Origin of the sequence: Sporotomaculum syntrophicum (assembly GCF_009932395.1) — a bacterium.
In the GTDB taxonomy this organism is placed as follows: Bacteria; Bacillota; Desulfotomaculia; order Desulfotomaculales; family Desulfallaceae; genus Sporotomaculum; species Sporotomaculum syntrophicum.
Genome location: NZ_LSRS01000005.1, coordinates 186,068 through 211,663, shown reverse-complemented (window position 1 = coordinate 211,663; position 25,596 = coordinate 186,068). Strand labels below are relative to the sequence as shown.

Annotated in this window: 27 protein-coding genes, 2 pseudogenes and 2 riboswitches; of the genes and pseudogenes, 4 read left to right on the top strand and 25 right to left on the bottom strand. The window is 44.8% G+C overall.

Annotated elements, in window-relative coordinates:
* Positions 1-8 precede the first annotated feature (8 nt).
* The 22 genes and pseudogenes from cbiE to SPSYN_RS11125 all read right to left on the bottom strand — a co-directional run bounded on the left by cbiE (position 9) and on the right by SPSYN_RS11125 (position 18,055).
* On the bottom strand, positions 9-1,235 hold the full coding sequence (gene cbiE, locus SPSYN_RS11225) for a precorrin-6y C5,15-methyltransferase (decarboxylating) subunit CbiE (protein ID WP_161822580.1): 1,227 nt from the start codon (positions 1,233-1,235) through the stop codon (positions 9-11).
* Entirely contained in the window at positions 1,225-2,364 is a 1,140-nt protein-coding gene (cbiD, locus tag SPSYN_RS11220; protein WP_243153027.1) for a cobalt-precorrin-5B (C(1))-methyltransferase CbiD, read from the bottom strand. Before cbiD ends, cbiE begins: the two co-directional genes overlap by 11 nt.
* Positions 2,361-2,999 carry a precorrin-8X methylmutase gene (locus SPSYN_RS11215; RefSeq protein WP_161822579.1) on the bottom strand — a complete coding sequence of 213 codons (639 nt, stop codon included), beginning with the start codon at positions 2,997-2,999 and terminating at the stop codon, positions 2,361-2,363. Before SPSYN_RS11215 ends, cbiD begins: the two co-directional genes overlap by 4 nt.
* A gap of 21 nt (positions 3,000-3,020) precedes the next feature.
* Entirely contained in the window at positions 3,021-3,872 is an 852-nt protein-coding gene (locus SPSYN_RS11210) for an ATP-binding cassette domain-containing protein (protein ID WP_161822578.1), read from the bottom strand.
* The gene (gene cbiQ / locus SPSYN_RS11205) at positions 3,872-4,663 is read right to left on the bottom strand and encodes a cobalt ECF transporter T component CbiQ (RefSeq protein ID WP_161822577.1); all 792 of its coding nucleotides are present in this window, start codon (positions 4,661-4,663) and stop codon (positions 3,872-3,874) included. The genes SPSYN_RS11210 and cbiQ overlap by 1 nt, the downstream gene beginning before the upstream one ends.
* Positions 4,660-4,962 carry an energy-coupling factor ABC transporter substrate-binding protein gene (locus SPSYN_RS11200; protein ID WP_161822576.1) on the bottom strand — a complete coding sequence of 101 codons (303 nt, stop codon included), beginning with the start codon at positions 4,960-4,962 and terminating at the stop codon, positions 4,660-4,662. Before SPSYN_RS11200 ends, cbiQ begins: the two co-directional genes overlap by 4 nt.
* A gap of 2 nt (positions 4,963-4,964) precedes the next feature.
* A complete protein-coding gene (locus tag SPSYN_RS11195) occupies positions 4,965-5,705 on the bottom strand; it encodes an energy-coupling factor ABC transporter permease (RefSeq protein WP_161822575.1) in 741 nt (246 codons plus the stop codon).
* A gap of 119 nt (positions 5,706-5,824) precedes the next feature.
* A riboswitch (cobalamin riboswitch) is annotated at positions 5,825-6,015 on the bottom strand.
* Positions 6,016-6,186: 171 nt separating this feature from the next.
* A complete protein-coding gene (gene cobT / locus SPSYN_RS11190; protein WP_161822574.1) occupies positions 6,187-7,236 on the bottom strand; it encodes a nicotinate-nucleotide--dimethylbenzimidazole phosphoribosyltransferase in 1,050 nt (349 codons plus the stop codon).
* Positions 7,237-7,353: 117 nt separating this feature from the next.
* A riboswitch (cobalamin riboswitch) is annotated at positions 7,354-7,527 on the bottom strand.
* Between the two features lie 137 nt (positions 7,528-7,664).
* Positions 7,665-8,300 (bottom strand): alpha-ribazole phosphatase, encoded by a 636-nt coding sequence (gene cobC / locus SPSYN_RS11185; protein WP_161822573.1) that lies wholly within the window; start codon positions 8,298-8,300, stop codon positions 7,665-7,667.
* Positions 8,300-8,425, bottom strand: a complete 126-nt coding sequence (locus SPSYN_RS16260; RefSeq protein WP_279279285.1) for a hypothetical protein — start codon at positions 8,423-8,425, stop codon at positions 8,300-8,302. Before SPSYN_RS16260 ends, cobC begins: the two co-directional genes overlap by 1 nt.
* Positions 8,426-8,487: 62 nt before the next feature.
* Positions 8,488-9,255, bottom strand: a complete 768-nt coding sequence (cobS, locus tag SPSYN_RS11180) for an adenosylcobinamide-GDP ribazoletransferase (RefSeq protein ID WP_161822572.1) — start codon at positions 9,253-9,255, stop codon at positions 8,488-8,490.
* 74 nt (positions 9,256-9,329) lie between these two features.
* The gene (gene cbiB / locus SPSYN_RS11175; RefSeq protein ID WP_341478875.1) at positions 9,330-10,298 is read right to left on the bottom strand and encodes an adenosylcobinamide-phosphate synthase CbiB; all 969 of its coding nucleotides are present in this window, start codon (positions 10,296-10,298) and stop codon (positions 9,330-9,332) included.
* Position 10,299: 1 nt separating this feature from the next.
* Positions 10,300-11,832 (bottom strand): cobyric acid synthase, encoded by a 1,533-nt coding sequence (locus SPSYN_RS11170; RefSeq protein ID WP_161822571.1) that lies wholly within the window; start codon positions 11,830-11,832, stop codon positions 10,300-10,302.
* Positions 11,833-12,074: 242 nt separating this feature from the next.
* A complete protein-coding gene (locus SPSYN_RS16255; protein ID WP_161822570.1) occupies positions 12,075-12,329 on the bottom strand; it encodes a bifunctional adenosylcobinamide kinase/adenosylcobinamide-phosphate guanylyltransferase in 255 nt (84 codons plus the stop codon).
* Entirely contained in the window at positions 12,326-12,415 is a 90-nt protein-coding gene (locus SPSYN_RS16025) for a bifunctional adenosylcobinamide kinase/adenosylcobinamide-phosphate guanylyltransferase (protein WP_243153026.1), read from the bottom strand. Before SPSYN_RS16025 ends, SPSYN_RS16255 begins: the two co-directional genes overlap by 4 nt.
* Positions 12,416-12,981: 566 nt before the next feature.
* Positions 12,982-13,241, bottom strand: a pseudogene (locus SPSYN_RS16355) (acyl CoA--acetate/3-ketoacid CoA transferase subunit beta); the annotation flags it as partial.
* A 160-nt stretch (positions 13,242-13,401) separates the two neighbouring features.
* Positions 13,402-13,710, bottom strand: a pseudogene (locus tag SPSYN_RS16350) (histidine phosphatase family protein).
* A complete protein-coding gene (gene cobD, locus SPSYN_RS11145) occupies positions 13,700-14,806 on the bottom strand; it encodes a threonine-phosphate decarboxylase CobD (protein ID WP_161822568.1) in 1,107 nt (368 codons plus the stop codon). The pseudogene SPSYN_RS16350 and the gene cobD overlap by 11 nt, the downstream one beginning before the upstream one ends.
* A gap of 25 nt (positions 14,807-14,831) precedes the next feature.
* On the bottom strand, positions 14,832-15,236 hold the full coding sequence (locus SPSYN_RS11140; RefSeq protein WP_161822567.1) for an adenosylcobinamide-GDP ribazoletransferase: 405 nt from the start codon (positions 15,234-15,236) through the stop codon (positions 14,832-14,834).
* Positions 15,237-15,280: 44 nt separating this feature from the next.
* Positions 15,281-15,520 (bottom strand): DUF2935 domain-containing protein, encoded by a 240-nt coding sequence (locus SPSYN_RS11135; protein ID WP_161822566.1) that lies wholly within the window; start codon positions 15,518-15,520, stop codon positions 15,281-15,283.
* Positions 15,521-15,789: 269 nt separating this feature from the next.
* Complete coding sequence (locus SPSYN_RS11130) at positions 15,790-17,265, bottom strand: long-chain-fatty-acid--CoA ligase (protein ID WP_161822565.1); 1,476 nt, start codon at positions 17,263-17,265, stop codon at positions 15,790-15,792.
* Positions 17,266-17,602: 337 nt separating this feature from the next.
* Complete coding sequence (locus SPSYN_RS11125; RefSeq protein WP_161822564.1) at positions 17,603-18,055, bottom strand: hypothetical protein; 453 nt, start codon at positions 18,053-18,055, stop codon at positions 17,603-17,605.
* A 224-nt stretch (positions 18,056-18,279) separates the two neighbouring features.
* Here SPSYN_RS11125 and SPSYN_RS11120 point away from each other — a divergent pair, with 224 nt between their 5' ends.
* Entirely contained in the window at positions 18,280-19,362 is a 1,083-nt protein-coding gene (locus tag SPSYN_RS11120) for a hypothetical protein (protein ID WP_161822563.1), read from the top strand.
* Between the two features lie 408 nt (positions 19,363-19,770).
* On the opposite strand, the gene SPSYN_RS11115 is transcribed toward SPSYN_RS11120, so the two are convergent.
* Positions 19,771-20,178, bottom strand: a complete 408-nt coding sequence (locus SPSYN_RS11115) for a PaaI family thioesterase (protein WP_161822562.1) — start codon at positions 20,176-20,178, stop codon at positions 19,771-19,773.
* A gap of 287 nt (positions 20,179-20,465) precedes the next feature.
* Here SPSYN_RS11115 and gap point away from each other — a divergent pair, with 287 nt between their 5' ends.
* Positions 20,466-21,551: a type I glyceraldehyde-3-phosphate dehydrogenase gene (gap, locus tag SPSYN_RS11110; protein ID WP_161822561.1), complete on the top strand. Its 1,086-nt coding sequence runs from the start codon at positions 20,466-20,468 to the stop codon at positions 21,549-21,551.
* Between the two features lie 199 nt (positions 21,552-21,750).
* A complete protein-coding gene (gene mnmL / locus SPSYN_RS11105) occupies positions 21,751-22,722 on the top strand; it encodes a tRNA modification radical SAM protein MnmL/YtqA (protein WP_161822560.1) in 972 nt (323 codons plus the stop codon).
* A 70-nt stretch (positions 22,723-22,792) separates the two neighbouring features.
* Here the strand turns inward: mnmL and SPSYN_RS11100 are convergent, their stop codons facing one another.
* The gene (locus SPSYN_RS11100) at positions 22,793-23,086 is read right to left on the bottom strand and encodes an ArsR/SmtB family transcription factor (RefSeq protein ID WP_161822559.1); all 294 of its coding nucleotides are present in this window, start codon (positions 23,084-23,086) and stop codon (positions 22,793-22,795) included.
* Positions 23,087-23,151: 65 nt separating this feature from the next.
* Positions 23,152-24,687, bottom strand: coding sequence for a murein biosynthesis integral membrane protein MurJ (gene murJ, locus SPSYN_RS11095; protein ID WP_161822558.1), 1,536 nt, complete (start codon positions 24,685-24,687; stop codon positions 23,152-23,154).
* A gap of 164 nt (positions 24,688-24,851) precedes the next feature.
* On the opposite strand from murJ, the gene SPSYN_RS11090 reads away from it, so the two are divergent.
* Positions 24,852-25,523, top strand: a complete 672-nt coding sequence (locus SPSYN_RS11090) for a hypothetical protein (protein WP_243153025.1) — start codon at positions 24,852-24,854, stop codon at positions 25,521-25,523.
* Positions 25,524-25,596: the final 73 nt, after the last annotated feature.

Here is a 25,596-nt window from a genome sequence, read left to right as displayed (position 1 = left end):
AATGTGCTTTACTTCTCTGCACTGATAATATAGATAGGATTCAGCGCCTGCATTAAATGCTTCTTTCCCGCCAAACGTCCCTTAGCTACCGAAACACAGGTAATATCAACGTCCCTGAAACCTCTATTTTCCAAGCCTGCCAGCGCCTCATAGGCTGTTTCAATCGCTACTGCATTCACCACAATTCTAATATTTTGGCTCATTTCAGCTGCCCAGTCCAAAATACTATCCATTTTGCCGCCCGTTCCCCCGATAAAAATACGGTCCGGCTTGGGTAGCTCCAATAATATTTCAGGGGCCTGTCCAGGTACTACAGTGACGTTGCCAGATCCAAACTTCAGTACATTTTCCCGGATCAGGGCTAGAGCGTCAGGTTCCTTTTCGATAGCGTATACCCTACCCTTTTTCACGATCAACCCGCATTCAATGGCCACCGATCCGGTACCTGCACCAATATCATAAACAACAGAATTTTCCCGAAGCCTCAGCTTGGCTAAAGTCACTGTTCTTATTTCTTCCTTAGTCATGGGTACAGTTCCTCGAACAAACAGTTCATCCGGTATACCGGGTGAGGCCATCTCCCAGAATTGCTGGGGAACTAACCCCTGGCCGGGATGCTCCACTAACATAACAGAGAGATTGTCAAAGTGCATCTTCGCCACTTCTTCAGCTGAGCCGGTGACAATTCTTTCTTCCGGATAGGAGAGCTTCTCCCCAATGGTAACTATCACTTCCCCTAAGCCATTGGCAGCCAGCTTTCTACATATCTGGTCGGGCGATGAGGTGCCACCGGTAAAGAGCATTACCTTAGCATGCTTTTTTACTAGATCAGTTAGATTGTGTAGTTCCCTGCCATGGAGGCTGGCGATAAAAACGTCATTCCAATTTTTGTTAACCTTTGCACATAAATATTGCATCGAGCTAATGCCGGGATAAACTAGCAGCTCTACAGCGACAAGCCTGCTCCTCAGATATTCCGCAATGCTGAAAACCCCCGGATCCCCAGAGACAAGCACTACCATTCTCTTTTTACCGATATGCTCCAGTATGTATCGTTCTATATCGGCCAGTTTATTGCTGATCACCACTTCTTCTTTTTTTAAATGAAGGAAAAGATCTAGATTCCGTTTTCCCCCGATCAATACATCACTTGCTTCAATTAGCTTGTTTGCGGCAGGATAAATATAGTCTTTATCTCCCGGTCCGATGCCTATAATGTAAAGCTTATAGCCCATAACTACTCCCTGTCTCTTTTAAAATTTTTCGTGCATTTTCATCCATGGCCAGTAGAGTATAATCCTGATGGAAAAGAATGCAGCCGATCTGAATTTTATTAAACACGTGATCCATACACCGTTGGGATACGTTGGCTACAATTCTATCATAGACGCCCTGTAGTCCATGCCGGTTGATAATTTCCGCCGCCGCTTCAGTAGTCCGGCACGCATATACCTGGGCAACCGTTGCGGCCGGTGCTCCCTCTAAGGCTGTGTACGCAGCCATGATTTCCTTCCTGGCATCTGCAACCCTGCTGTGAGTATGAAATATTCCCGCCGCCACTTTGACCAGCTTCCCTAGATGCCCGACAATTAAAATCTTCTCCAGCCCGCACTCTACCGCTTTATCCAGCATGAAACCCATAAAATTGCTGACCTTAATTAAATTATCTTTATCCAAGCCGATCTCTTGCGTAACAAAATGTTCTCCATAATTCCCGAAGACATAAACGGCAGACTTTTTTCCTTTCGCAACCAAAACGTTAAGTTCCAAAGCCAAGGCCTCTTTCCAAGCCTCCTCAGACATGGGATTGACTATGCCTGAAGTACCCAGGATAGAAATACCACCAATGATGCCGAGCTTGGGGTTAAACGTTTTCAGGGCTGCTTCAGCGCCTCCCGGGACGGTGAACATTATCTCCACGCCCACGTTTTCCGGTAAAACATTTCCAACCTCCTTTAAAATCATCTGCTCAGGCACCGGGTTAATCGCCGGTTTACCAACTGCCACCTTTAACCCGGGCAAGGTGACCCGGCCAATCCCTTCTCCCGCTCTAATCTCAATACCCAATGCACTTTTTCTCCTGGCTGTGGCAAATATTTTCAGCCCTGAGGTCATATCCGGGTCATCTCCGCCGTCTTTGAGCACTGCGCAACCAGCGCTCTCAGCTGTGATGCAAACATCCGTAACCGGTAGGTTTAGCCGGACACCTGCAGGAGTATCGATAGAAACTTCTTCAACAACAGATCCTGAAAGCAGCATCATCACCGAGGCTTTCGCCGCAGCAGCAGCACAAGAGCCTGTCGTATAACCTTTTCTATATTTGTTGCCGTTTACCACCACGTACTCTTCCAGTATTTGCTTCACCTTGGGTCCTCAATCATTTGCAAAATAGCATTTACGATTGCTGCAGCGATATTACTCCCGCCTTTTCTGCCTTCTGAAAGGATATAGGGAACTCCCGCCGTCTTAAGCAACTCTTTGGATTCCACCACATTTACAAAACCAACCGGAACGCCTATCACCAATGCAGGCGCAACAGCCCCTTCTTTAATCAATTCTACCAGCCTGATTAACGCAGTAGGAGCATTCCCCAAAGCAAAAATTTTGTTATTCTCGTCCTTAGCAGCTTTTTCCATACATACTGAAGCTCTGGTAACATTTCTTTGCTTCGCTTCCAATGCAACCGCTTCGTCGTCCATATAACAAACAATCTGCCCGCCAAATCTGGCAATAGATTTTCTATTGATGCCTACCGAAGCCATTTTTGTATCCGTCACAATATTACAGCCGGACTTGATAGCCTCAAAAGCTTTGGCCACTGCCGTTTCACTGATTTTCATACTCTCAGCAAATTCAAAATCCGCTGTTGCATGGATGACTCTCTTGATAATATTTTCATGGAAGGGTGGGAATTTTTTTTCACCCAATATCTCAGTAATCATTTCAAAGCTTCTTTTTTCTATATCTCCCGGATTCACAATAGCAATTCCGTCCAACATGCTTCATTACCCCCTCTCACTTTATTCTTGATTTATTTTCCAAGCCTTCAGCACCCTGCGGGCTTCAGAAATGGTGTTTGCTGTATCATTAAATACAAAGCCGTCTTTGTCTTTGAGAATTTCCATCAAATGTCCGATTCTAGGCAGTCTTAAATTTACATTCCTTATGTCGTCCGGCTGACTGAATACCTCTTTGGGGTTGCCTTCCAGCACTATCTTCCCCTGATCCATGACATACGTATAGTCGCAGTAAAGCGGTATAATATCAATATCATGAGTCGCAATTACTACAGACAAGCCCAATTGAGCCTGTAGCTTCCTGAGCAGCTTCATGATTTCACTAATCCCCATTGGGTCAAGTCCGGCCGTTGGCTCATCTAACACCAGCACTTCCGGCTCCATAGCCAGCACCCCGGCAATGGCCACTCTCTTTTTCTGGCCAAAGCTGAGACAGTGCGTAGGCTTATCCTTAAGATGCGTTATATCTGTCTGCTCCATGGCCATATTTACTCTCCTGCGGACTTCTTCTTTAGTCAATTTCAAATTCACTGCCCCAAAGGATATATCCTGGTATACACTGGCTGAAAACAGCTGGCTGTCCGGATCTTGAAATACGATGCCAACAGATTTGCGCAGGTCTTTAAGGCCTCTTCGGGAATAATCCAGCGGGAGCCCCTTAAATAACACTTCACCTGCTGTCGGCTTATATATTCCGTTAAGAGAAAGGAATAGGGTTGATTTCCCCGCTCCATTACCTCCCAACACAGCAGTTGTCTTTCCTTGTTTTATGCCAAGTGTCAAGCCCTTTAATGCCTGTGTTCCATCACTATATGTATAATAAAGGTCGCGCACCTCCAGTATATGCTCCATCATCAAAGCACCCCTCCTGTGTACTGTTTCAAAAGCAGTGCTAAGCCAACAAGGGCTAGATTTATCATCACCGGAGCAATATATTCTGTCCAATGGGTTTTATAAGGTTCTTCCAGCACATTGAGTTCACCGTCATAGCCCCTTGCTTCAAGAGCTGTGTAAAGCTCATCCGACCTTTTGTAAGCACGGATAAAAAGTGTTGATGTTAGAGCAACCAGTGAACAGTAGCCCGATGTAAGGTTCAAATAACCCAAGCGTGAACTTTGAGCTGTATGGATAGTGTCTGCAGTCTCAAGTAATACGAAAATAAACCGGTATATCAGTCCCATCAGTTCAAGCATTAGTTTGGGTACTTTAAGTTTGCGAAGAACCGCCAACAAATCCACCATGGGGGTGCTAAGCGCTAAAAAATACAAGCAGGAAACCGCTCCCATTGCTTTAAAAAATAAATGTGCTGCTTGCTGCATACCCAACTGCGACACACCTATATGCGTTCCCCAAGCAGCTATAGAAAACAGAAAAATATCCTTATTTCCGGAAGCATTGATCGCAATCGTTAAAACACCGATGATTAAAAAGGATATTGGCACCAACATTAGCTTAATAAATAATGAAATTGGTGTACCACCTTTGTAAATAGTACAGTACCCCATAATTAGAAGCACCAAAACAGATACCGGAACAGAATCTGCCCAAAGGCCAACCCCGAGAGCAAGCATGGCAAAAGTAAGCTTTTTCAGAGGGGCTGTCTGCTTTAGTTTTGAACTATAAGCATATTTATCAATGTTTATCATTGTTTAGCTGCTTCTTCCTGCTTTTTCCTACCTCTCATGTAGCCCAACCCATAGAAAAGAATTCCTGACCCAATTGCTGCCTGGAGAGAGAAAAGCAAGCTTTCGATTTCACCGCTCTTCGGTTCAATTAGCGGCTCAAACCAGGGTTTATACTCAGCATTGATTTCAATAATGGCCTTTTCTGCTTCGCCATCTGCCCCACCGAACTCAGCATCCTTTTGCATAAAAAGCGGTAAAATGGTAAGTGCAATAACAATGGCAATTAATACTAGACTCTTTATGATACCTGACGCAGACATCTTTAAGCCTCCTTCGAAAGTACATTTAGATCTTTAAGCTCGCCCTTGCTATAGGCAGCAATAGCATTAAATACCAGCACTGTCAATATACCTTCACTGATAGCCAAGGGTATCTGCGTAACAGCGAATATGCCCATAAACTTGACCAGTGAGGCCATAAAACCACCTGTTTCTGCAGGAAAAGCAAGCGCTAACTGAATTGAAGTCATCACATAAGTCATTAAATTGCCAAGTGCTGCCGCTAGAAATACTGCAATCCCCTGTGGCCACTTCGCCTTCTTAATAATTTTGTACGTAGCAAAGGCCACCAAAGGACCCACCACCGCCATGGAAAAAGCATTTGCCCCTAACGTTGTTATACCCCCATGGGCCAGCAAAACAGCCTGGAACAACAGCACAATCGTTCCCAATACAGTCATTGTCGCAGGCCCGAATAAAATGGTACCGAGACCTACTCCGGTTGGATGAGAGCAGCTTCCCGTAACCGAAGGTATTTTAAGTGCTGAAAGCACAAAAGCAAAAGCACCTGCCATGGCCAGAAGCATCTTAGCTCTAGGATGCTCATTGATTGTCTTCCGAATCGAAAATAACCCCACCAATATAAAGGGAATGGTCAAAACCCCCCAAGCCATACACCATTCAAGTGGCAGAAAGCCCTCCATGATATGCATGGCAAAAGCCGGCTTAGGTAACAAGGCAAACATAAGCAATAAGCCAATCATAAAAATTTTTTTTCTTGACATTGTTCATCATCCTTTCCCGAACAAAATAAAAAGCCTCCCAACGTAAATCGTCAAGAGGTTATGCACAACCGGCAATACTTTAATAGCTAAGCAACACCTCTCTATCGCTCGTAGAGTTCATGGTGATGAAAATACAGGCAGGTCTTCTGGCTCAAGCTTCATCACTCTCCAAACCTTCCCAGTTTCCCAGTGGTATATCTTGAAGAGCTCAACTTTTACAGCGGCGGGACCGCGTGGGCTTCTACCCAACTTTCCTTTTCACCGGTATATGATTAATATCACAACCGACACCTGTATTCGTTATGAAGTTGTTAATATAAGAAAGCTCCCTGCAAGTAGTCTAGGGAGATTTTAATAAATCCATAGCTATATAATACATTTATAACGTTCTATAAAATCCGAGAAAATCCTGTATTAATTTTTTTATAAATTAAATATCTCATACATTGATATTGCTAAGAAGCTGTTTCACCTCACGATATTAATTCATAATCACTCCTGCTTCCTCAAATGTGGCCATTTCACTCATTATCCGGGTAGCTGCTTCGATGATATTAAAAGCCAATGCAGCACCTGTCCCCTCGCCGAGACGCAAACGCATCCTCAACATCGGCTCAAGCCCGATAGCCTCCAGCACTAACTTATGTCCTGGTTCTTCAGACAAATGTGAGGCGATCATATAATCTTTAACCTGTGGGGCTAGCTTATAGGCAATTAAAGCAGCCGCTCCGGAAATGAAGCCATCAATGACAATTGGCACTTTTCTTGCTGCCGCGCCTAAAAATAATCCTGTCATACCGGCTATTTCAAGTCCGCCTACCTTCGATAGTACATCTATCGGGTCAGCAGGGTCCGGCTTGTTTACCATTATTGCGGTTTCAATTACTTTTATTTTATTAAGCAATCCTTCATCATTTAACCCAACACCCCGTCCAACTATCGTAGATAAGGTTGCAGCAGAATAAACCTTTAAGATTGCACTGCTGGGAGTTGTGTTGCCTATGCCCATTTCACCGGTAGCCAATAAATTTATACCCTGGTCTATTTCCCCTTCGGCTACTTCTACCCCTACTTGGATAGCCTGAAGTGCTTCTTCCCTGGACATAGCCGGACCTTTGGCCATATTAGCTGTACCCAGCCTTACTTTTCGGGAGATAAGGTTTATGTTCTTTAAAGTTGGGTCTGCAACCCCTACATCAACAACTTTTACCTGAGCCCCGGCACAACGAGACAATACATTTATGCCGGCTCCTCCATTTAAAAAATTATATACCATCTGAGGTGTTACAGACTGGGGGGCAGAACTAACACCCTCCTCCACCACGCCATGGTCGCCGGCCATAACAATGACCATTTTGTTGGCTACTTTGGGCATGACCTCGCCGGTAATACCAGCCAGTTGAATAGCCAGGTCCTCCAGTACGCCAAGGCTGCCTATCGGTTTGGTCAAGTTGTTCAGCCTGGCTACTGCCTTTTGCATCGCCTCGCCATCTAAAGGTCCGATGTTTTTGATTAACTGTTCGATATGCATTTGATTTCCCCCTTCATATTTTTTATGAATGTTTTTATAGATACAAAAAGTCCGCATCCCAATATGGGTGCGGACTTTACCATCATCCTTCACAATTGCAGGCTTAGGCGAGAAGCCAGCAACGTAATTTTACAGGCAGGTCTCCTGACTCAGGTTCATCGCAGCTTTGTCCCTTCCCCTAAAAAAGAGTGGTATGACAATTGCTCCCCCATACAGTGGCGGGTCCGTCCAGGAATTTCACCTGGTTCCCTATTCTCCAACAAGGTTGGCACCTGTAAAACCAAATATGCATTTGTTAAGCAATATAACCCTATTTCCCAGTTCTGTCAACCCGGGTTTAGCCCGCAAACATCTTCGGTCTTAAATATCAAGAAGCGCAGTACTCTAAGACACCCTGGGTTTTAACGGATTTTGTATAGGTAAAACAACTATAATACTGGCGGCACCTGCCCCGGCGCTAGATGACTGCAATCGTTATACAACATCAAGATGGCCTTTTCCCACTGGTAAAAATCAATTATGGTAAGGGATGCGTTGTCTTGACGCAGGCGCCAATACTGGTTTAAATCAATACCAAGCACCGCCGACACGATACATCTAATAACCCCGCCGTGGGTCACCAACAACACCTGTCCTTCCGGATATTGCTGCACAATCGTTTTTACAGATTGAACCGATCGTTCCGCCAATTCTACCAGTGTTTCGCCCCCCGGTACCCTGTTCTCGAGTGGCCGGGACCACCAAGCAGCAGATTCACGGTCATATTTTTGCTGGATTTCCTCTGCGGTCAGCCCTTCCCAGTACCCGAAGTTCATTTCCTGCAAATCCTGCATCACCTGCACAGACATATGATGAGGGTTGGCTATGATAGCAGCCGTTTCCCGGGCCCGGGAAAGGCTGCTGGAAAAACAGGCAGCAAAATTCTGCCCCGCCAAACGCTTACTTAACGCCTTTGCTTGTTCCATGCCCTTTTCGCTTAAAGGAACATCTACTTGGCCCTGAAAACGGGTTTCTTTATTCCAGTTGGTTTCGCCATGCCTGACTAAATATAATCGACTACCCATTAGCCGCCCCCTTTCATGATCCCTCTAAGCACCTTTAATGGTACCACAATTTCATCTCTTGATTTAACCGCCAACCGGATATATTTGTTACCCAGCCCGCTGAAACCAGCGCAATCCCGCGCCAAATACATCCCCACCATGTTTATATTCGGAGTGTATCATTCACATTGCTCCTTAATGTTATTTTTTATAACCACGGGGCACTAAATAACCAGGACCAGTATCCAAACAAAGGAAACACCGTCAAATAAATTAAAAGCTCGGTGGTTTCCGCTGTAGCACCGTATACATCACCAGTCAGGCCGCCCAGTTCGCTCGTCAGCTTGCTGCCTATGAAATGTACCCAACCCCACGCAGCCAATAATAATATTAAGCCCGCAGCCCAGGCCACTAGAGTAGCTATTATTATTGTACTGCCGGTAGCCCAAATCAATTCCCGTTTACCCGTATACCTATTATAAAGCGTACCCAGCCCTTCCCGGCGCGCGTAAGGAAAACAAGCGATGGCATATACCATGGACCACCGGCTAAGTAACGCAGCCAGCAATATCGCTTGGTATATCATAGGTGCCGTCATAGATAAAAAGGCATTATACTTTAACAGAAACAAGCAAACTAAACCCAAAACCCCAAAAGCGCCTACCCTGCTGTCCCGCATAATTTCTAGTTTTATTTCTCGCGGCCGACCACTAAAAACACCGTCCAAGGTATCCATAAAACCATCTATATGTATACCACCGGTCATAATGGCCATCAGCACCACCAGCATACCAGACACCACCGGCTCAGGGAACATACATGACAATACTATTTGGGCCAGTAGTAGTAATATGCCAAGCAGTAACCCCACTAAAGGGAAAAATAAAGCTGCTCGCCCAAAAGCGGCTTCGTCAAATTCACCTTTATAAATATTAATTCTGGTCAAATGCTGGAGAGCAAAATAAAAAGTTTTCAAATCTACACCCGCTTCCTTGCCCAGCAATACAAAGCACAGGAATATTAAAATCCCCCGGTAGCAAGGGGGGATAGCTATAATAGTTGTAACGCTACCCAGGCCAGGGTCGGCATAATCAGCACGGCCAATGCTGATGCCAAGTAAAGCATATCCACCGCCCGGGCAATATGATCCGGTCTAAGTTCCTCCAGCGGATCACCCATATAATGGCGAAAAGAGGTCACCCCGCTATAAACATTGCTGCCCCCCAGCCTGACGTGTATAGCCCCGGCCATGACCGATTCTGGAACACCACTATTGGGACTGGGATGTTGTTTAGCATCCCTGCGCCAAGTTTTAATGGCCCGCCGCCAATCACGCCCAGACAGCCAGGCAGCTAGCAATAGCGCCAGGCCGGTCAGACGGGCAGGTATATATCCTGCTAAATCATCCAGCCGGGCCGATGCCCAACCTAAATGCAAATATTGCTCATTTTTATAGCCTAACATGGAGTCCAGTGTATTCACCGCCCGGTAAGCCATAGCCAGAGCGGGCCCACCAATACAGGCATAAAAAAGCGGCGCCACCACAGCGTCATTCAAATTTTCTGCTACCGTTTCCACAGTGGCCCGCACCATTTGCCCACAGTCCATTTTTTCTGTGTCCCGGCCCACTATACAGCCAACCCACCGGCGAGCTGCCGCCTGGTCACCAGCTAACAGCAACTGCCTTATGGCACCGGCCGCTTCGGCGAGACCCCGGGCAGCCACGGTCGTAGAGACTATCCAGGCCCCCAAAAGCAAGTAAATGTAATAATTAGCCTGCCTCACCAGCCATAAAATAAGTGCAGTAAGGCCAAAACTCATCAAGACAACCAATATAGCTATACCTGCACCCGCCATTTTCAATCCCACCGGCGATGCAGTTATAAGCCGTGCCACTTTTTCCAGGCGAGCTATGCCCCGGCCGATAAACACCACCGGGTGGGGCAAGCGGGGTGGATCGCCCACCAATAAATCAATTATATAGCCACAGAAGGTCTGTATTAGGAATATATCCATCATTCTACATTTCCATCAATTTATAGACTAGCTGCATATCCAGACTATGGCGCACCAGTTCAGCCAGCCGGTCGTAACCCGCTTGTTTTTTTTGCTCAGTACTTATTAACACTGCCTGCCCCACTGTATTTAAACCTTTTTTCTCCTTCAGCATGTCCAATATGTGCCGCCGGAAGGCATCGTTATCAAAGATACCGTGTATGTATGTGCCCCAAACTGAGCCTGCTGCGTTTTGCGCACCATCCAGCAAGTGTACCTGGCAACCTGAACGGATATTAATTACAAATGCAGGTTTGACCTGGGTACCCAATTCAGTGCGGCCCATATGGATTTCGTAACCAGTCAATGGTGTATTATAACAACTCAGAAAATTACTGTCTTCGGCCACCACAGCCTGCACCTGGCTGGTCACTTTTTCCCTGGCAAAGATCGTTTGCATGTCGAGCAGGCCAAGGCCGGAAATTTTTTCGATGGCGGACTCGGTTTTATACGGGTCTTTGAGCTCCCGGCCCAGCATTTGAAAACCACCGCAAATACCGATTACCGACACACCCTGGCGGGCCAAGCGCGCTATTGCACCTGCTAGGCCTGTTTGTTTGAGATACATCAGGTCTTCAATGGTGTTTTTACTGCCCGGGATGATAATCAAATCAGGCTGTCCTAGTTTATCTTTCCTGCCCACGTAACGCAAATGCACATCGGGTTCACTTTCCAAGGGATCAAAATCGGTAAAATTAGAAATGCGGGGCAGGCGCAGCACGGCAATTTCCACTTTGCCGCCGTCATTACCGGCATGGTCATGCTTGCTTTCTATAGCTACTGAATCTTCATCCTGTATGTATATATCATCAAAAAATGGCACTACACCGCATACCGGTACACCTGTTTTTTGTTCCAAAAAACTAATAGCAGGCTGAAATAAGCTTATGTCGCCACGAAATTTATTTATAATAATGCCTTTAACCCGTTCCTTGTCCCCTGGGGGGAGCAATTCCAGAGTGCCCACTACTGACGCCAAAGCACCGCCCCGGTCTATGTCTGCCACTAGTAGTACCGGTGCCTCTACCTGGCGGGCCACCTTCATATTTACTATGTCAGTATCCTGCAAGTTGACCTCTGCCGGGCTGCCGGCCCCTTCTATAACCACTATATCAAACTGGCCGCACAGCCTGTCCAGTGCTGCAGTAACTATACTCCATAATTTACCTGCCAAATCTTGATGGTAATCCCAGGCTGTATAATTATCCAGCGGCCTGCCCAGCACTACCACCTGGGATGATGCGTTACCAGTTGGCTTTAACAGCACGGGGTTCATATCCACACTAGGCAGCAACCCGGCCGCCTCGGCCTGTACCACCTGGGCACGGCCCATTTCACTACCATCGGCGGTAACGAATGAATTTAAAGCCATATTTTGTGATTTAAAAGGTGCCACCCGGTAACCGTCCTGGTGAAATATACGGCACAATGCCGCTGTTAAAATACTCTTTCCAACATGTGAAGCCGTACCCTGGACCATAATTGTTTTGGCCGGCATAATTAAACCCCCTTTAGTACACTACCTGCTGCCAGTGATTTTAACTCTAACGTAAGCCCGCCACTACATAAAAAACCCGGTCGGAGAGTTCTGCCAGGAGCTGGTTGACCCGTCCAGTAATACCCCGGTATAGCCTGCCTATTCATTTTCAAGCACCAGGCCACAGTCTACCTCATTACTGACCATTAGCAAATGCAATTGTTTATCGCGTGCCACATTAACCATTTCCCTGGCCAGGGAAATTATATAATTTTCTTTTTCCGCCGTATCCGATCCGAACCAGGAAAGTTATCATCCAGCAACAAATTAGACATCCAAAGGGTCAAACAATCTATCAAAACAACCGCCCCCGTAGGGAGTGAAAGCAATACACCTGCGAGTATATGTGTTTCCTCCACTGTACAACAACTGGCCGGCCGGCGCAGGCGGTGCTGTTTAACCCGCTCAGCCATCTCATTGTCATGTACACCTGCGGTGGCCACGTAGACCACCATCATCGCACTGCCACAGCCAGTTTTTCAGCTAGACTGCATTTGCTGCTACGTGCACCGCCGATAATCAATGTTATTTCTCCATTTGTCAAGTACGTTTCTCCCCCATTTAAATTAGACGTGAAGGAATAAAGATCAGAATAGCGATAATTCTACTATCAAACTATTTGTCCGTTTTATGGTAAGCGCTTTAATTATTATTATAAGTCCTCGCGTCAAGACATGAAATTGAATTTTAACATCACCCTTGGGTTAGACTTTGTGTCGTATCTATTGACGAAGTCATAAAGGCATCTGGCAAGCCGAAAATTATCACGATGGCAGTAGAGACATAGTCGTAAATAGAGCCATTGATCCGGGATAGTATTAAAGGTGTAACATCGGGCAACTATTTTATCGTCAAACTACTGATCTCACTATTGAGCATTTTCTTAATCTCATCAATCAAAGGATTTACTATCTCAGGCATGGAACAGAACATCCCTCACAGGTCATCATCATGCAGGACTCCATCTTCACTAACGTAATCTTTGTTTCCTGCTCATTCATCTATAATTCTCCTTTTCCCACGTTCAAGATCCTTTAATTCAATAGATACCCCCTAACTACACAGCATATCCCGTCATCGTTGGATAAAAAATAAACACATTTTCCTGCCTTAGGGCAGGAAAATGCCTTCAGGATCTACAACTTTATAGAGTATTTCCAATTGTCTATAGGTAGGAGGTTTGGTCTCCCCGCTGCACCTGTAAACATTCAGGTCAAAGCCAACATTATTTTTAACATCTTCTATACTGAAACCAGGATTTACGGCATCCAGATACATCTCGCCGTTCTCATCAAATCTAAAAAAACCATGTCGGTAATACAAGCAGATGGCCCACCTTTGAAAAACTTACCATAAACCTCTTGCTTGGGGTACATATTCACCACTGTGCCATTTTTTTACCCGCGGAGGCAAGCCTATGGCCAGCATGGGAAGCCCGGTACCCGCAAAGACAACGTCACCATCTTTAACTTCTCAAGCGCCAGCGGCAGCCAGTAGTCCAGGGGCTTAAATTCTCCTACTTTTGCGTATTCATTGCTTTTTTTGGATGATTTCCTCTGCGGTCAGCCCTTCACAATACCCAAAATTCATTTCTTGTAAATCCGTCACCACCTGTACAAGCTTCCTGTGGGGCTTAGCTATAATTTCAAGCGGTCTCCTTAGCCCGGGTAAGACTACTGGAAAAGCAGGCAGCAAAGTTTTGTCCCGCCAAACGTTTACTTAACGCTTAGCCTGTTCAATGCCCCTTTCGTTTAAAGGAATATCTACCTGGCCCTGAAAACGGGTTTCTTTATTCCAGCTAGTTTCGTCATGCCTGATTAAATATAATCTACAACCCATGTGTTACCCCTTTCATTATTTCTCTGAGCACCTTCAATAACACCAAATTTTCTGATCTTGTTCTGACTGCCACCCGAATATATTTGTTACCCAGCCCACTGAAACTGGCACAATCCCGCACCAGAACACCTTGTTTGGCAGCTCGGGCCGCCAATTGAGCAGAAGATATTTCGGATCTTTCAATTTTAATTAATAAAAAGTTGGCTTTCCCGTTAAAGGCATTAAGGCCGGGTATCAGTGAAACTTCTCTACGTAGAAAATCTCTTTCCTGCCAAACTAGCTGCCGGGTTTGGGCCATAAATTCTTCATCCACCAGCGCCGCCGCACCGGCAATTTGCGCAAGACAATTTACATCCCACGGAGCCTTGGCTGCTTCAATTCTTTCTATGATTGACTCGCCGGCCATTAATACACCCAACCGCAGCCCGGGAATACCAAAAAATTTAGTCAAAGAATAAAGCACAATTAAATTTGGGTAGTCATTTAACAAAGGCAGCACTGAGTATAACTCCTGCCTGTAGACAAAATCAATAAAAGACTCATCTACCACTACTGTGGTACCATAAGTTCGAGCATTTTCAATAATTGACTGAATAATAGGTTTCTTAACCGCCCCACCAGTGGGGTTATTGGGATTGCAAATAAATACCACGTCGGCACTACACAATGCCTTATTAACCCGGGGCACCGGCAGCCCAAAACCTTCTTCTTCCAATAAGGGTACTTCATAAACCATCCCACCGGCGTTTGCCATCGCCGTTCCGTACTCCATAAAGGTGGGGGTTGTAACCACCGCTTGGCGATAACCCATTACCCGGGGCAAAAGAAATATCAATTCCGCAGCGCCATTACCCAACACCATTTTTTCAGGCGCTACCTTTAGATGCCTGGATAAAACCCCCCGCAGCTCCGTGCAGCGCGGGTCGGGATAATGCCTAATCAGATCCAAGTTATCCTTTATTGACGCCAGGGCCAAGGGTGAAGGACCCAAGGGGTTGATGTTAGCACTGAAATCGTATATTTCCCGGGGGTTACATTGTAAACTTCGAGCGGCGCCAAATACATCCCCACCATGTTTATATTCGGAGTGTATCATTCACATTGCTCCTTAATGTTATTTTTCATAACCACGGGGCACTAAATAACCAGGACCAGTATCCAAACAAAGGAAACACCGTCAAATAAATTAAAAGCTCGGTGGTTTCCGCCGTGGCACCGTATACATCACCGGTCAGGCCACCCAGTTCGCCCATCAGCTTGCTGCCCATGAAATGTACCCAACCCCACGCAGCCAATAATAATATTAAGCTCGCAACCCAGGCCACTAGAGTAGCTATTATTATTTTACTGCCGGTAGCCCAAATTAATTCACGTTTACCCTTATACCTATTATAAAGCGTACCTAGTCCTTCCAGGCGCGCGTAAGGAAAACAAGCGATGGCATATACCATGGACCACCGGCTAAGTAACGCAGCCAGCCATAACCGGGTGGGGCAAGCGGGGTGGATCGCCCACCTATAAATCAATAATATAGCCACAGAAGGTCTGTATTAGGAATATATCCATCATTCTACATTTCCATTAATTTATAGATTAGCTGCATATCCAGGCTATGGCACACCAGGCTCAGCCAGCCGGTCGTAACCCGCTTGTTTTTTTGCTCGGTATTTATTAGCACTGCTTGTCCCGCTATATCTACCCATTCCTGAAGCAATTGTACATAATGTGCCTTCAGATTCGGTACCGTTTGAAGGATAACTACCGTGTGTTCTGCCTCCTGGCGTTTCCAAAATTCAGTTTCATCAAGCACCCTGAGTAGGTTATCACCATGATAGTGATACTCCTTTTCCTGTTGAAGATAAAAAAACCGAGGGATATAAATTAATATCCTCCCGGGCTTTTATCTTTCAATGAACACGATAATCGTGTGTTTTCTCTCGACTCAGTCCAATTTTAAATAAAGATACCCTAGAAAACAATTATAAAATCTTGTTAATTTAGTTAAGTCTAACGTGTCAGTTATCAATTGGCTATTTACCGGGTTCAGTAGTTATATGTTAATAAGAAACATAATAATCACTACCTTATAAGCTCTCTTTTCAATATCTTACCCGAGCTGTTTTTGGGGAGCTCCGCTATAAATTCATATGCTCGGGGTATCTTATAAACAGACAGGTGTTCTTTCAGATACCTGGTCATTTCCTTTGCCGTACATGTTTCGCCGTCTTTGAGAACAATAAAGGCTTTTACATACTCACCTCTTAACTTATCGCCGATTCCGACCACTGCAGCCTCTTTCACCTTCGGATATCGATAAATAACTTCCTCTACTTCCCGCGGATAAACATTCAAGCCTCCAGTTATGATCAGATCCTTTTTCCTGTCTACAATATAAATATAACCGTCTTCGTCTTTCTTCGCTAAATCTCCAGTATGCAGCCAACCATGTTTTAAAGCCTCTCTTGTTGCCTCCTCCTGCTTATAGTACCCCAGCATGATATTTTCGCCCTGCGCAACCAGTTCACCGACCTCACCGACACCCAATTCCCGATCGTATTCATCAACAATCTTGCAGGCCTCAAAAGGAATCGGTAGACCTATTGATCCCTCTTTCTTAACGCCATCCAATGGATTAAAGCATACTACAGGTGAAGCTTCAGTCAAACCATAGCCTTCAACAACAGGAAGCTTCAATATATCTTTAGCCTGTCTAAGTACTTCAACCGGCAGTGCCGCTCCCCCGGAAACCGCTAATCGCAACCCAGGAAAGGTAATGTTTTTCTTGCATGCCTCCAACAATAATACATACATCGAGGGAACGCCCATAAAAACCGTGACGCCATCCTTTAATAACGACTCGATGACCTCTTTGGGCTGAAATTTTTCGATGATGGTCACGGTAGCACCGCTCAACAACGGGTTCAGCACACAGGTGGTAAAGCCAAACACATGGAACATGGGCAGCACGCACATATAATTATCCCTGGCTGTGCCCTGAAAGGCAAGCCTACACTGTTCAGCATTGGTGAGCAGGTTTTTATGAGTAAGCATGGCAGCCTTTGGTTTCCCTGTAGTTCCGGAAGTATATAAAAATGTGGATACCGCTTGCTCATCAACAAATTTCTCAACCACTTCCGGCGAGCTTGCCGCAACAGCCATATGAAACTCGTCATCCAATATAATTACCTTAACGCCCAATAGTTTTTGGAGAGAATCTTGATCATGCTTTAATTTTTGCAGAACGTCAGGATGAATCAGCATAAAACGTGCCTCAGCATCCCGTATAAAATAAGAAATTTCCTCCAGGGTTAGCTGTTGATTAACCGGTACGATAATACCTGCATTTTTTACCACACCTAAATAGGAATAAATAAATTCAGGTGCATTGGGGCAACTCAGTAACACCCGTTCTCCGGCTGTCACGCCCAGCTGATGTAATAAATTTGAGTATTGTTTAATGGTTTTGTCCAACTGTTCATAAGTGATTGTGTTTCTCTTGTATTTTATTGCGATTGCATTGGCCTGATATTCTTTTTCATAAATATTACCTAACATAATACCCCCATATTTACTAAATTGATTGATTTAATTGTTAATAATTATACTCAACAAGCAAATTATACTATACATGGTTTAGCAAAAAAACAATTAAGTGATACAAAAAAATGCGCTGGTTTGAGTATTTCTAACTTATCAACCAACGCTTTTACCTTTTGTTAGCAGATCTTATATTATTCCTTAAATATTACCATTAGTAAAAAATTTATATAAAAGATAGATTCCAAAAGCAATGGCAACCACTCCAATCAACTTATTCTTTTTCATAATTCATTCTCCTTTTATAATCATTGTTTTTCATCTTAATAACCCGAGATGTTGGGCAGCTTGCCTTTTACATATCTCGATTAACCAAACGCCGTTGAAAATATACAAATACCGGTAAGGGTATAATAATCCAACCAAAACTTTTAACCAGGTTATTCTTAGCCCTGCTAATCTGCATTTCCCTTTCCCTTAACACCAGTTCATCATATTGCTTTTTTAGTTCAGCTTCCGAGGTTTTGTCCTTATCAGTATTATTCATAAGTTTTTCATTATCAATACGTTTGAATTCCTCAAAGGTTTGATAATAAGGAACGGGCGAGATAATATCTGCCACGGCCATAAAAGCCGCAACACTCCCACCAATAGTCATCATCAGTGTAGCAAAAAGCACCAGGTAGATATAAACATTTTTAATCACGTCTTTTCCCCCTTTGTCCGCTTCTACCTTAACCCCGGCAACGATTATCACAATAAAAATAATCGCCAATATTACTCCAATTACCAGTAGTACAAAACTCATTTTTCAACCCCATCTTAGCCAAATTTTGCTTATTGCCGCCTTCTTTTCCATCATACACTATTTTTACAGTCAAGCGTTAGTTATTTTTGACGTTTCTTTCTTACCGTCCATGTAGAATCGAAGAAGGTAGAGGAACATTCCGGTTTTTGAGACGTCAATGTAAAATAGCAACCTAATCATCCCTTTCTCGATAGTGTTAAAATAATTAATCGAGGTGAAAAGCAATGAAAAAACTCCTGCTGGCGCTAATGATTACCTTGCTACTTATTTGCGGCTGTACCAAAAACATTCAGAGTAATAAAAGTGGTTCTCCTGAGGCTGAAACTCCTACTGCTAACAAAGTATATACTGCCAAGCTAACAACAATAAATACGCTGAAATACTTCTTACCCGCTGCTGTGCTGCCAGATGGTTCCTTATTTGGTATGACCGGCAATAATATAACCTTCTGGAATCCCCAAACCGGTGCATTTAAAACAAAAGGCAGCGCCTGGTCCGGAATGCTCTCTCCGGACGCAACCAAGCTGGCCTTAATAGATGAACAAGGCCTATATATGTATGACCTTAACACCGGCAAGAGCACTGCAGTAGCGCCGAACTCCTCCCTCCATGGCTCATCTTTAGCTCTCGGGTTGTGGTCCCCGGATTCTGTTGAATTTATGTATATGTATGTTGGGGAGTGGTCAGCGGATTACTTTATTTATAACAACAATACCGGGGAAAAAAATTCATATCAATTTCAGAATATCCCTAATTTCTTATCAAACCCGGTTGACTGGCTAAATAATGACTTGCTCTTTATTGTACACGCCAATAAATCAAAAACAGGGCAACAAGAATACAGGGAAAGCGGGTACCGCTCGGATTTAATGCTGGCCGACCAAACCGGAAATTTTACACCGCTAACCAGTCTCCGTGACGGCCAGTTTGTTTCTTATGGTGGTACAACCAGTGACAACCGGACTATTTTGGTACTGGTACGGGAAGGAGACGCTAGGTCTTCTGCCGGTTTACTGTCTGTTGGCAACCCCAATATTGAATTTTTGCCTGTGCATGAATATACTGTTGCAGGCAGCATCTGCCCCGATGGCAAATTCGCCCTGCTTATCACGACTGCAGAGGGCGGCCGGCTAAACGCACAGGTATTCGATCTAATAAGCAGGACCGTAATGGCTAAAGAGGAACTGGCCGGTAATGAACCTCCCCTCAAGTTCATGTGGACAAAAGACGGGCGTTCCGTTTCCTTTGGACAACTGGATGGTGATAGTAATGGCATACTCTACACTGTGCAGATAGATGAGCAATAACTGCCCCGCCCCTGCGCTAACATAAGGACAGATGGCAGGCAATAGTTATAACTAAAATTCTCGCTCAAATAAACAACCCCCTAACGTATTCACGGTAAGTAAAACACCATAAATGCGTTAGGGGATTAAATTTTAATTCCGGCAACAGCATACAGTTAAGGAGACGAACCCAATTGCCACCTTATTGAAGCACTTGACTTCCTTGGTTCGGAATGGATTAGGGTGTATCCCGGCTAGTATGGTTACCGGAAAACTTTGATTATATTATCAATTTACCACTTGGCTAACTCACAGACAACTGGTAATTAAGAACAACGACTTACTTGGTATGCCCTGTCTAGCACTAGTTGCAGCACACTGATACATGACCATCTTTTATTTTGACCAAACTCTTGCCAATATAAAATACTATTTGCTTTCCTGGAACACTAATCCTTGCGCCAAAGCAATTAGTTTCCCCTGATCATCCTCAATAGCAATGCGATAATTTGCTGTGCGCCGGCCACAATGGATTTCTTCAGCAGTGGCTAACAGTACAGTACCAGGCTTACTGGATTTAATAAAGTTTATGGTAACACTCATGGCAACTGACGCTTGGCCCCGGGCATTACTGGCAATACCAAGAGCAACATCTGCCAGTGTAAAAACTATCCCACCGTGGGTAATACCGAGTATGTTGGTCATGTAATCCTGCACCTGCAAAGATACCTTTGCGTAACCAGGTGATAATTTGATAGTTTTGATACCCAGATGCCGGGGAAAAGGATCATCTTTGATCTTTTCCGCGAGTTCATCATTAACATTAATCTCCTCCATTTGTATATCCTCCTTGAGCTTGTAATATTTATCGTTATATTTTACACTATTATATAGTGAATTTGCTATTAATAGCCGCCGCAGATACGTTATCATGGCCAATGCTAGCTATACTTTATCCGCTTCTAATTTAAATAATAATAAAAATTGTTAATTTATCTCTTTAAAAACATTATAATATAATTTAATATTATAATTACATTCATACCTTTTTGCTTAGCGGGAAAACTTGCTTTATGTAAAATATTTTTTAATATACTTGTTTTATAGAAAGGGGTTCCTAAGATATGACCATTAAAATAGGTATTAACGGTTTTGGTCGCATCGGGCGCAATGTTTTCCGAGCGGCACTCGACAACCAGGAAGTGGATATAGTAGCAGTTAATGATTTAACAGATGCCAAAACACTGGCCCACCTGCTAAAATATGATTCAGTACACGGCATCCTGAACGCTGATATAAGAGTTACGGAAGATGGTTTTACTGTTAACGGCAAAAAGGTTAAAGTACTGGCTGAAAAGGATCCCAGTGCCCTTCCTTGGGGTGCCTTAAACGTTGGTATAGTCATTGAGTCCACCGGGCGTTTCACCACGGGCGAGGCTGCAGCCAGTCACCTGCGGGCAGGGGCTCGGAAAGTAATTATTAGTGCGCCCGGTAAAAATGTTGATGCTACCATTGTGATGGGTGTAAACCACAATGATTACGACCCTGAAAAACATAATATTGTCTCCAATGCCTCCTGCACCACCAACTGCTTAGCCCCCGTGGTGAAAGTACTACACCAACAATTTCATATTAAAAACGGCATGATGACTACCGTGCATTCTTATACCAATGATCAGCAGATACTGGATCTGCCCCACAAGGATTTACGAAGGGCCAGGGCTGCCGCGGTATCCATTATACCCACGACTACAGGTGCTGCCAATGCAGTTGGGCTGGTTATCCCCGACCTCAAGGGCAAGCTGAACGGTCTGGCCATGCGAGTACCGACACCCAACGTTTCTATAGTTGACTTTGTCGCCGTTCTTGAAAAAGCCGCAACAGTTGATGAAATTAACGACGCGTTTCGCCAGGCTGCCGATGGCGAGCTTAAAGGTATTATGGCCTATAGTGATGCTCCGCTGGTTTCCAAAGATTTTTATGGGGACGCTCATTCTTCCATTGTTGACGCCCTATCCACCATGGTAATGGATGGCGGGCTTGTTAAGGTAATCGCGTGGTATGACAATGAATGGGGTTATTCCTGCCGGGTACTGGACTTAGCGCTATATATGTCCCGGCGGGAGTCGGGCAGTGTATCCACGATAAACTGGACCGGCATCAGCCGTGATAACATTTATCGCAGTGTTTCCGCTGCTTATTCAGATTAAACTAATCCCAATGATAACCATATGCTGGCCAAAAAAGTCATGAGAATAATCTCGTGACTTTTTTTATTCTATAGAATTATGCTTGCGAATGGGCGCGTTTTTCTAGTAAATCAATTACAGCGGCTTAAATTCTTTTGGTTTGTCTCAAAATGTGATAAAATTTTGGTAAATACCAAGACATCAAGACAAGGTGAAGACTATGCAAACCAGCAGCAGATATAATATCTATTCCCGCCACCTGCTCAATAAATTCAAGCAAAAAGTCTACAAAATCCCGGTCAATTTACCCGGCACCTGTCCTAACCGGGACGGCACCCTGGGCTACGGTGGTTGTATTTTCTGTGACGAATCAGGCTCCGGTTTTGACGCCTTGCCCAATAGCCTGTCAGTAACAGAACAGCTCAGGTCGGATAAAAAGTACTACCGCCAGCGGTTTAACGCTAATAAATATATCGCTTACTTTCAGTCGTTTTCCAATACCTACCTGCCGCCGGAACAATTTGCTGCCAACATCAACAGCGCGGCGGCTGAAGAGAACATCGTGGGTATTTCGGTATCCACCAGGCCGGACTGTATCAACGAAGAATACCTGGACATATTGTCCAGGGCCCAGGCCGAAAAAAACATCGATATTAACATCGAGCTCGGTCTGCAAACAGTTAACTACCATACGCTCCGCAAAATAAATCGAGGTCATACCCTGGCGGAATATATAGATGCAGTACAGCGCATACACCGCCGGCAATTTGAAATATGCACCCACATAATCTTAAATTTGCCCTGGGACAATACAGATGATGTAATTGAAAACTCCAAGCTTGTCTCTGCCCTGGGTATTAATTATGTTAAATTACACTCGCTATATATAGTCCGCGGTACTGAGCTGGGTAACATGTATGAACGCGGTGAGATTTCCTTAATATCGCTGGAACAATATATTAGACGGGTGATTACCTTTTTGGAATACCTGGACCCGGCTATTGTCATTCAGCGATTAGTAGGCAAAGGGCCCCAAGAAGAAGTGCTCTTTTGCAATTGGGATATAAGCTGGTGGAGAATAAAGCATGAAATTGAGCGGCTGCTGGAAGTAGAGGATACCTGGCAGGGTAAAAAGTTTAATTATTTAAACGGCAAGGCTTTAAGCCGGGTCTGGTCTAATAATGCCAATTAAGCATGCCATCCGGCTGCAATAATGTTAGAAATATTAAACAATTTGTATAACAATAATTACCTAACTAGCCCTATTTAAAAACTATTTCCTCATCATCTAAAAGAACTTTAACGATATCCTTAACTTTTTCATTGGCCACTTTGTAAAAAACCTCAGTACCATGACGTACCCCATCGACAATACCCTGATTGCGCAAGATGGCCAATTGCTGGGATACCGTGGACTGCGGCAGGTTTAAACATTCTTTCATTTTGTTGACATTACAGCTATCATTCAATAACCCGGCGACAATACAAAGTCTGGTGGGATGCGCAAGTGCCTTTAATAACCTGGCGGGTTCTTCATATTTTGATGCATCGTTCAATGTATATAGCCCCCAAGTAGTATTTTTTAAAAATACTATATTATAATATTATGTTTAGCACAATACTATTTTATATATTTTATTAGTCTTTTCCTGAGAGCAGCAGTTTCTTCAATATTTAACCAAATCAAAACCAGCAGGTATGCCAGGCCTGCCGAACCAATCGTCAGCGTCATGCCCAGTAGTTGTCCCCAGAGGGGTAAACCTGCCTTGCTTAGACCAACCAATCCGCCCACCCACCATAATAGGCCGGCGAAAACTAATGTGGCAAAGATTATTTTTAAGTGGTCGACACCCTGCCGGCGCCAATCAAAACCAGGTAAACGGCGGTATAAAAAAACCAGGAAAAGCACGGCAGTAACCCAAAAGCCGATAGTATTTCCCAAGGCCAGTCCGATATGGCCCATATTACCGACAAATAGGTAATCTAACAGTATATTCACAAGCAGCCCGGCTAGCCCCACCCAAAGGGGCAGCATGGCCTCCCGCAGGCTCAGATAAGTATATGTCAGAACCGAGCTTGCCGACATTGCGGCGACAGAAACAGCGTAATAACTTAATGCCGTGGCCGTGGCAGTGGTAGCAGTCACATCAAAGGCGCCCCGCTCAAAGAGCAGCCGCACCACCGGTACAGCCAGCACCAGCATTAATGCCGCGCAGGGATAGGTCAACAGTGCCACCAGGCGCAGGCCTGTGGCTGTTCTATCATGAAGCAGCTGTAAATCCTGGCGTTTGGCAGCTGCTGCCAGAGCCGGGAACAACACCGAGGAAATTACAGCGACAAATAAACCATAGGGTAGTTCCCGGATCCGGTTGGCAAAGCTGAGGGCGGCAATGCTACCTTCCACCAAATGAGAGCCAAACCAACGGTCTAAAAACATGAAGCCCCGGCTGGACAGAGCAGTTAGCATCACCGGTACAGACATTAACAATACTCTGCGCACATCAGGATCCCCAATGTCCAGCAGCGGGCGCCAGGGTATACCGAACCGCCGCATCGCAGGTAGGTTATACAGGTAAAAAACCAGTGCCCCGGCCAGGGTACACCAGGCCAGGCCGGGACCAAGATAACTACCCAGCGGGAAAATAAGGGCAATGAAAATAATATTTTGTAATACCGGTGCCATAGCCGGTACAGTAAATTCCCGGTGAGCATTAAGTACTGCTTTGGCTAAAAAGCCCATGGTGAGAAAAAACGTGGAAGGCAGCATAACCCGGGTGCAGAACAGCGCAGTTTGTCTGGCCTCACCGGTAAAACCGGGAGCAAGTAAATCCAGCACCTGGGGGGTAAAGAGCATCCCCAGTACCGTCAATACGGCCACCAGGCCGCCAACCGCATATACTACTGTAGAAGCCAAGTAAACCCGGTTGGCGTCCTGCAACCGACCTGTATACAGAGGCAGCAGGGCATTACCTGCTGAAACGCCAATAATCGTGGATAAGGTAAACGGAATGGTGGCTGCCACCACAAATGCATCAGACTGCAGAGTAGCACCTAGATACGCAGCAATCACCTGCTCCCGTACAAAGCCAAGCACCTTGCTGCCCACAAACAGAACGAGCAATATTGAGGAAGCGTGAAAAATATTTTGCTTTGACATGCTAACGCGCCTCCATAAATATACTAAACATAGGTCGCAGGTTAGTTTATACAACAATTACTATATTAGCACATTTTAGCTTAAGGGGGGAGATTACCATTTTCCCACAAACTCATGTCTTTTTTGCCGAAATGGTTCTGGGGCATACTACTGATGCTATTATCATGGGCAGCCTATTCCCCGACTTAATCATCAGTGACCAGGTTGAACACCTGACCGCACACAGTCTGGGGACGAAATTGCTGCATGTGATACAAGAAAACCACGCCCTGGCTGATTTCGCCCGCGCTATTATCACCCACGGTATAACCCCGCATGGTTTAGATTACTTTGGCGATGAAAAATACCAGGACTGCGAGCGCGGTTACTGCTTCCTTAAAGGTCGCGCGCTGGTAGAGCAAACCATTGAAGCCTGCCAGATTCCCCCCGAGATGGGTTGGTGGAAATCCCACAACATTGTTGAGATGGGCATCGAATTGCTCATCAGCAACCGCGGTAATTATGGCGCTTTAATTCGGCGGGCTTTTAATAATGAGGAATTAATTAATCAAATTACCGACCTGCTGCCCGAACAAACCAAATGCCTTAATCAGGGGCTGAAAAAAAGAATCGCTGGTTTTGGCGGTATTATTGAGATCGATAAAGCTACCCCCGAATCCCTGGCCGACAAGTACCGTTTACAAATGCACTACCGTCACCATTGTAATATTAACACCACCAAGGTAGCCCGTTTGATTGAACTGGCTGCCGAACAAGTTGAAGAAGACCTGGTTGAATTTTTCAACTTTTCCCATGCTAATGTGTTCCAAGAACTAAACAAACTGGCTAGCTTTTAAGCCCAAATAGCAAACCCGGCCTTTATATGCCGGGTTTTTTATGTGTCATAATTGCATCCCTCAAGTAATATAT

Excerpts from the sequence above, each read along its gene's own strand:
- cbiE (WP_161822580.1), bottom strand. The coding sequence starts at position 1,235 with ATGGGCTATAAGCTTTACATTATAGGCATCGGACCGGGAGATAAAGAC.
- SPSYN_RS11215 (WP_161822579.1), bottom strand. The coding sequence starts at position 2,999 with ATGTTGGACGGAATTGCTATTGTGAATCCGGGAGATATAGAAAAAAGA.
- SPSYN_RS11210 (WP_161822578.1), bottom strand. The coding sequence starts at position 3,872 with ATGATGGAGCATATACTGGAGGTGCGCGACCTTTATTATACATATAGT.
- cbiQ (WP_161822577.1), bottom strand. The coding sequence starts at position 4,663 with ATGATAAACATTGATAAATATGCTTATAGTTCAAAACTAAAGCAGACA.
- SPSYN_RS11200 (WP_161822576.1), bottom strand. The coding sequence starts at position 4,962 with ATGTCTGCGTCAGGTATCATAAAGAGTCTAGTATTAATTGCCATTGTT.
- SPSYN_RS11195 (WP_161822575.1), bottom strand. The coding sequence starts at position 5,705 with ATGTCAAGAAAAAAAATTTTTATGATTGGCTTATTGCTTATGTTTGCC.
- cobT (WP_161822574.1), bottom strand. The coding sequence starts at position 7,236 with ATGCATATCGAACAGTTAATCAAAAACATCGGACCTTTAGATGGCGAG.
- cobC (WP_161822573.1), bottom strand. The coding sequence starts at position 8,300 with ATGGGTAGTCGATTATATTTAGTCAGGCATGGCGAAACCAACTGGAAT.
- cbiB (WP_341478875.1), bottom strand. The coding sequence starts at position 10,298 with ATGATGGATATATTCCTAATACAGACCTTCTGTGGCTATATAATTGAT.
- SPSYN_RS11170 (WP_161822571.1), bottom strand. The coding sequence starts at position 11,832 with ATGCCGGCCAAAACAATTATGGTCCAGGGTACGGCTTCACATGTTGGA.
- SPSYN_RS16255 (WP_161822570.1), bottom strand. The coding sequence starts at position 12,329 with ATGATGGTGGTCTACGTGGCCACCGCAGGTGTACATGACAATGAGATG.
- cobD (WP_161822568.1), bottom strand. The coding sequence starts at position 14,806 with ATGATACACTCCGAATATAAACATGGTGGGGATGTATTTGGCGCCGCT.
- SPSYN_RS11130 (WP_161822565.1), bottom strand. The coding sequence starts at position 17,265 with ATGTTAGGTAATATTTATGAAAAAGAATATCAGGCCAATGCAATCGCA.
- SPSYN_RS11125 (WP_161822564.1), bottom strand. The coding sequence starts at position 18,055 with ATGAGTTTTGTACTACTGGTAATTGGAGTAATATTGGCGATTATTTTT.
- SPSYN_RS11120 (WP_161822563.1), top strand. The coding sequence starts at position 18,280 with ATGAAAAAACTCCTGCTGGCGCTAATGATTACCTTGCTACTTATTTGC.
- SPSYN_RS11115 (WP_161822562.1), bottom strand. The coding sequence starts at position 20,178 with ATGGAGGAGATTAATGTTAATGATGAACTCGCGGAAAAGATCAAAGAT.
- gap (WP_161822561.1), top strand. The coding sequence starts at position 20,466 with ATGACCATTAAAATAGGTATTAACGGTTTTGGTCGCATCGGGCGCAAT.
- mnmL (WP_161822560.1), top strand. The coding sequence starts at position 21,751 with ATGCAAACCAGCAGCAGATATAATATCTATTCCCGCCACCTGCTCAAT.
- murJ (WP_161822558.1), bottom strand. The coding sequence starts at position 24,687 with ATGTCAAAGCAAAATATTTTTCACGCTTCCTCAATATTGCTCGTTCTG.
- SPSYN_RS11090 (WP_243153025.1), top strand. The coding sequence starts at position 24,852 with ATGGGCAGCCTATTCCCCGACTTAATCATCAGTGACCAGGTTGAACAC.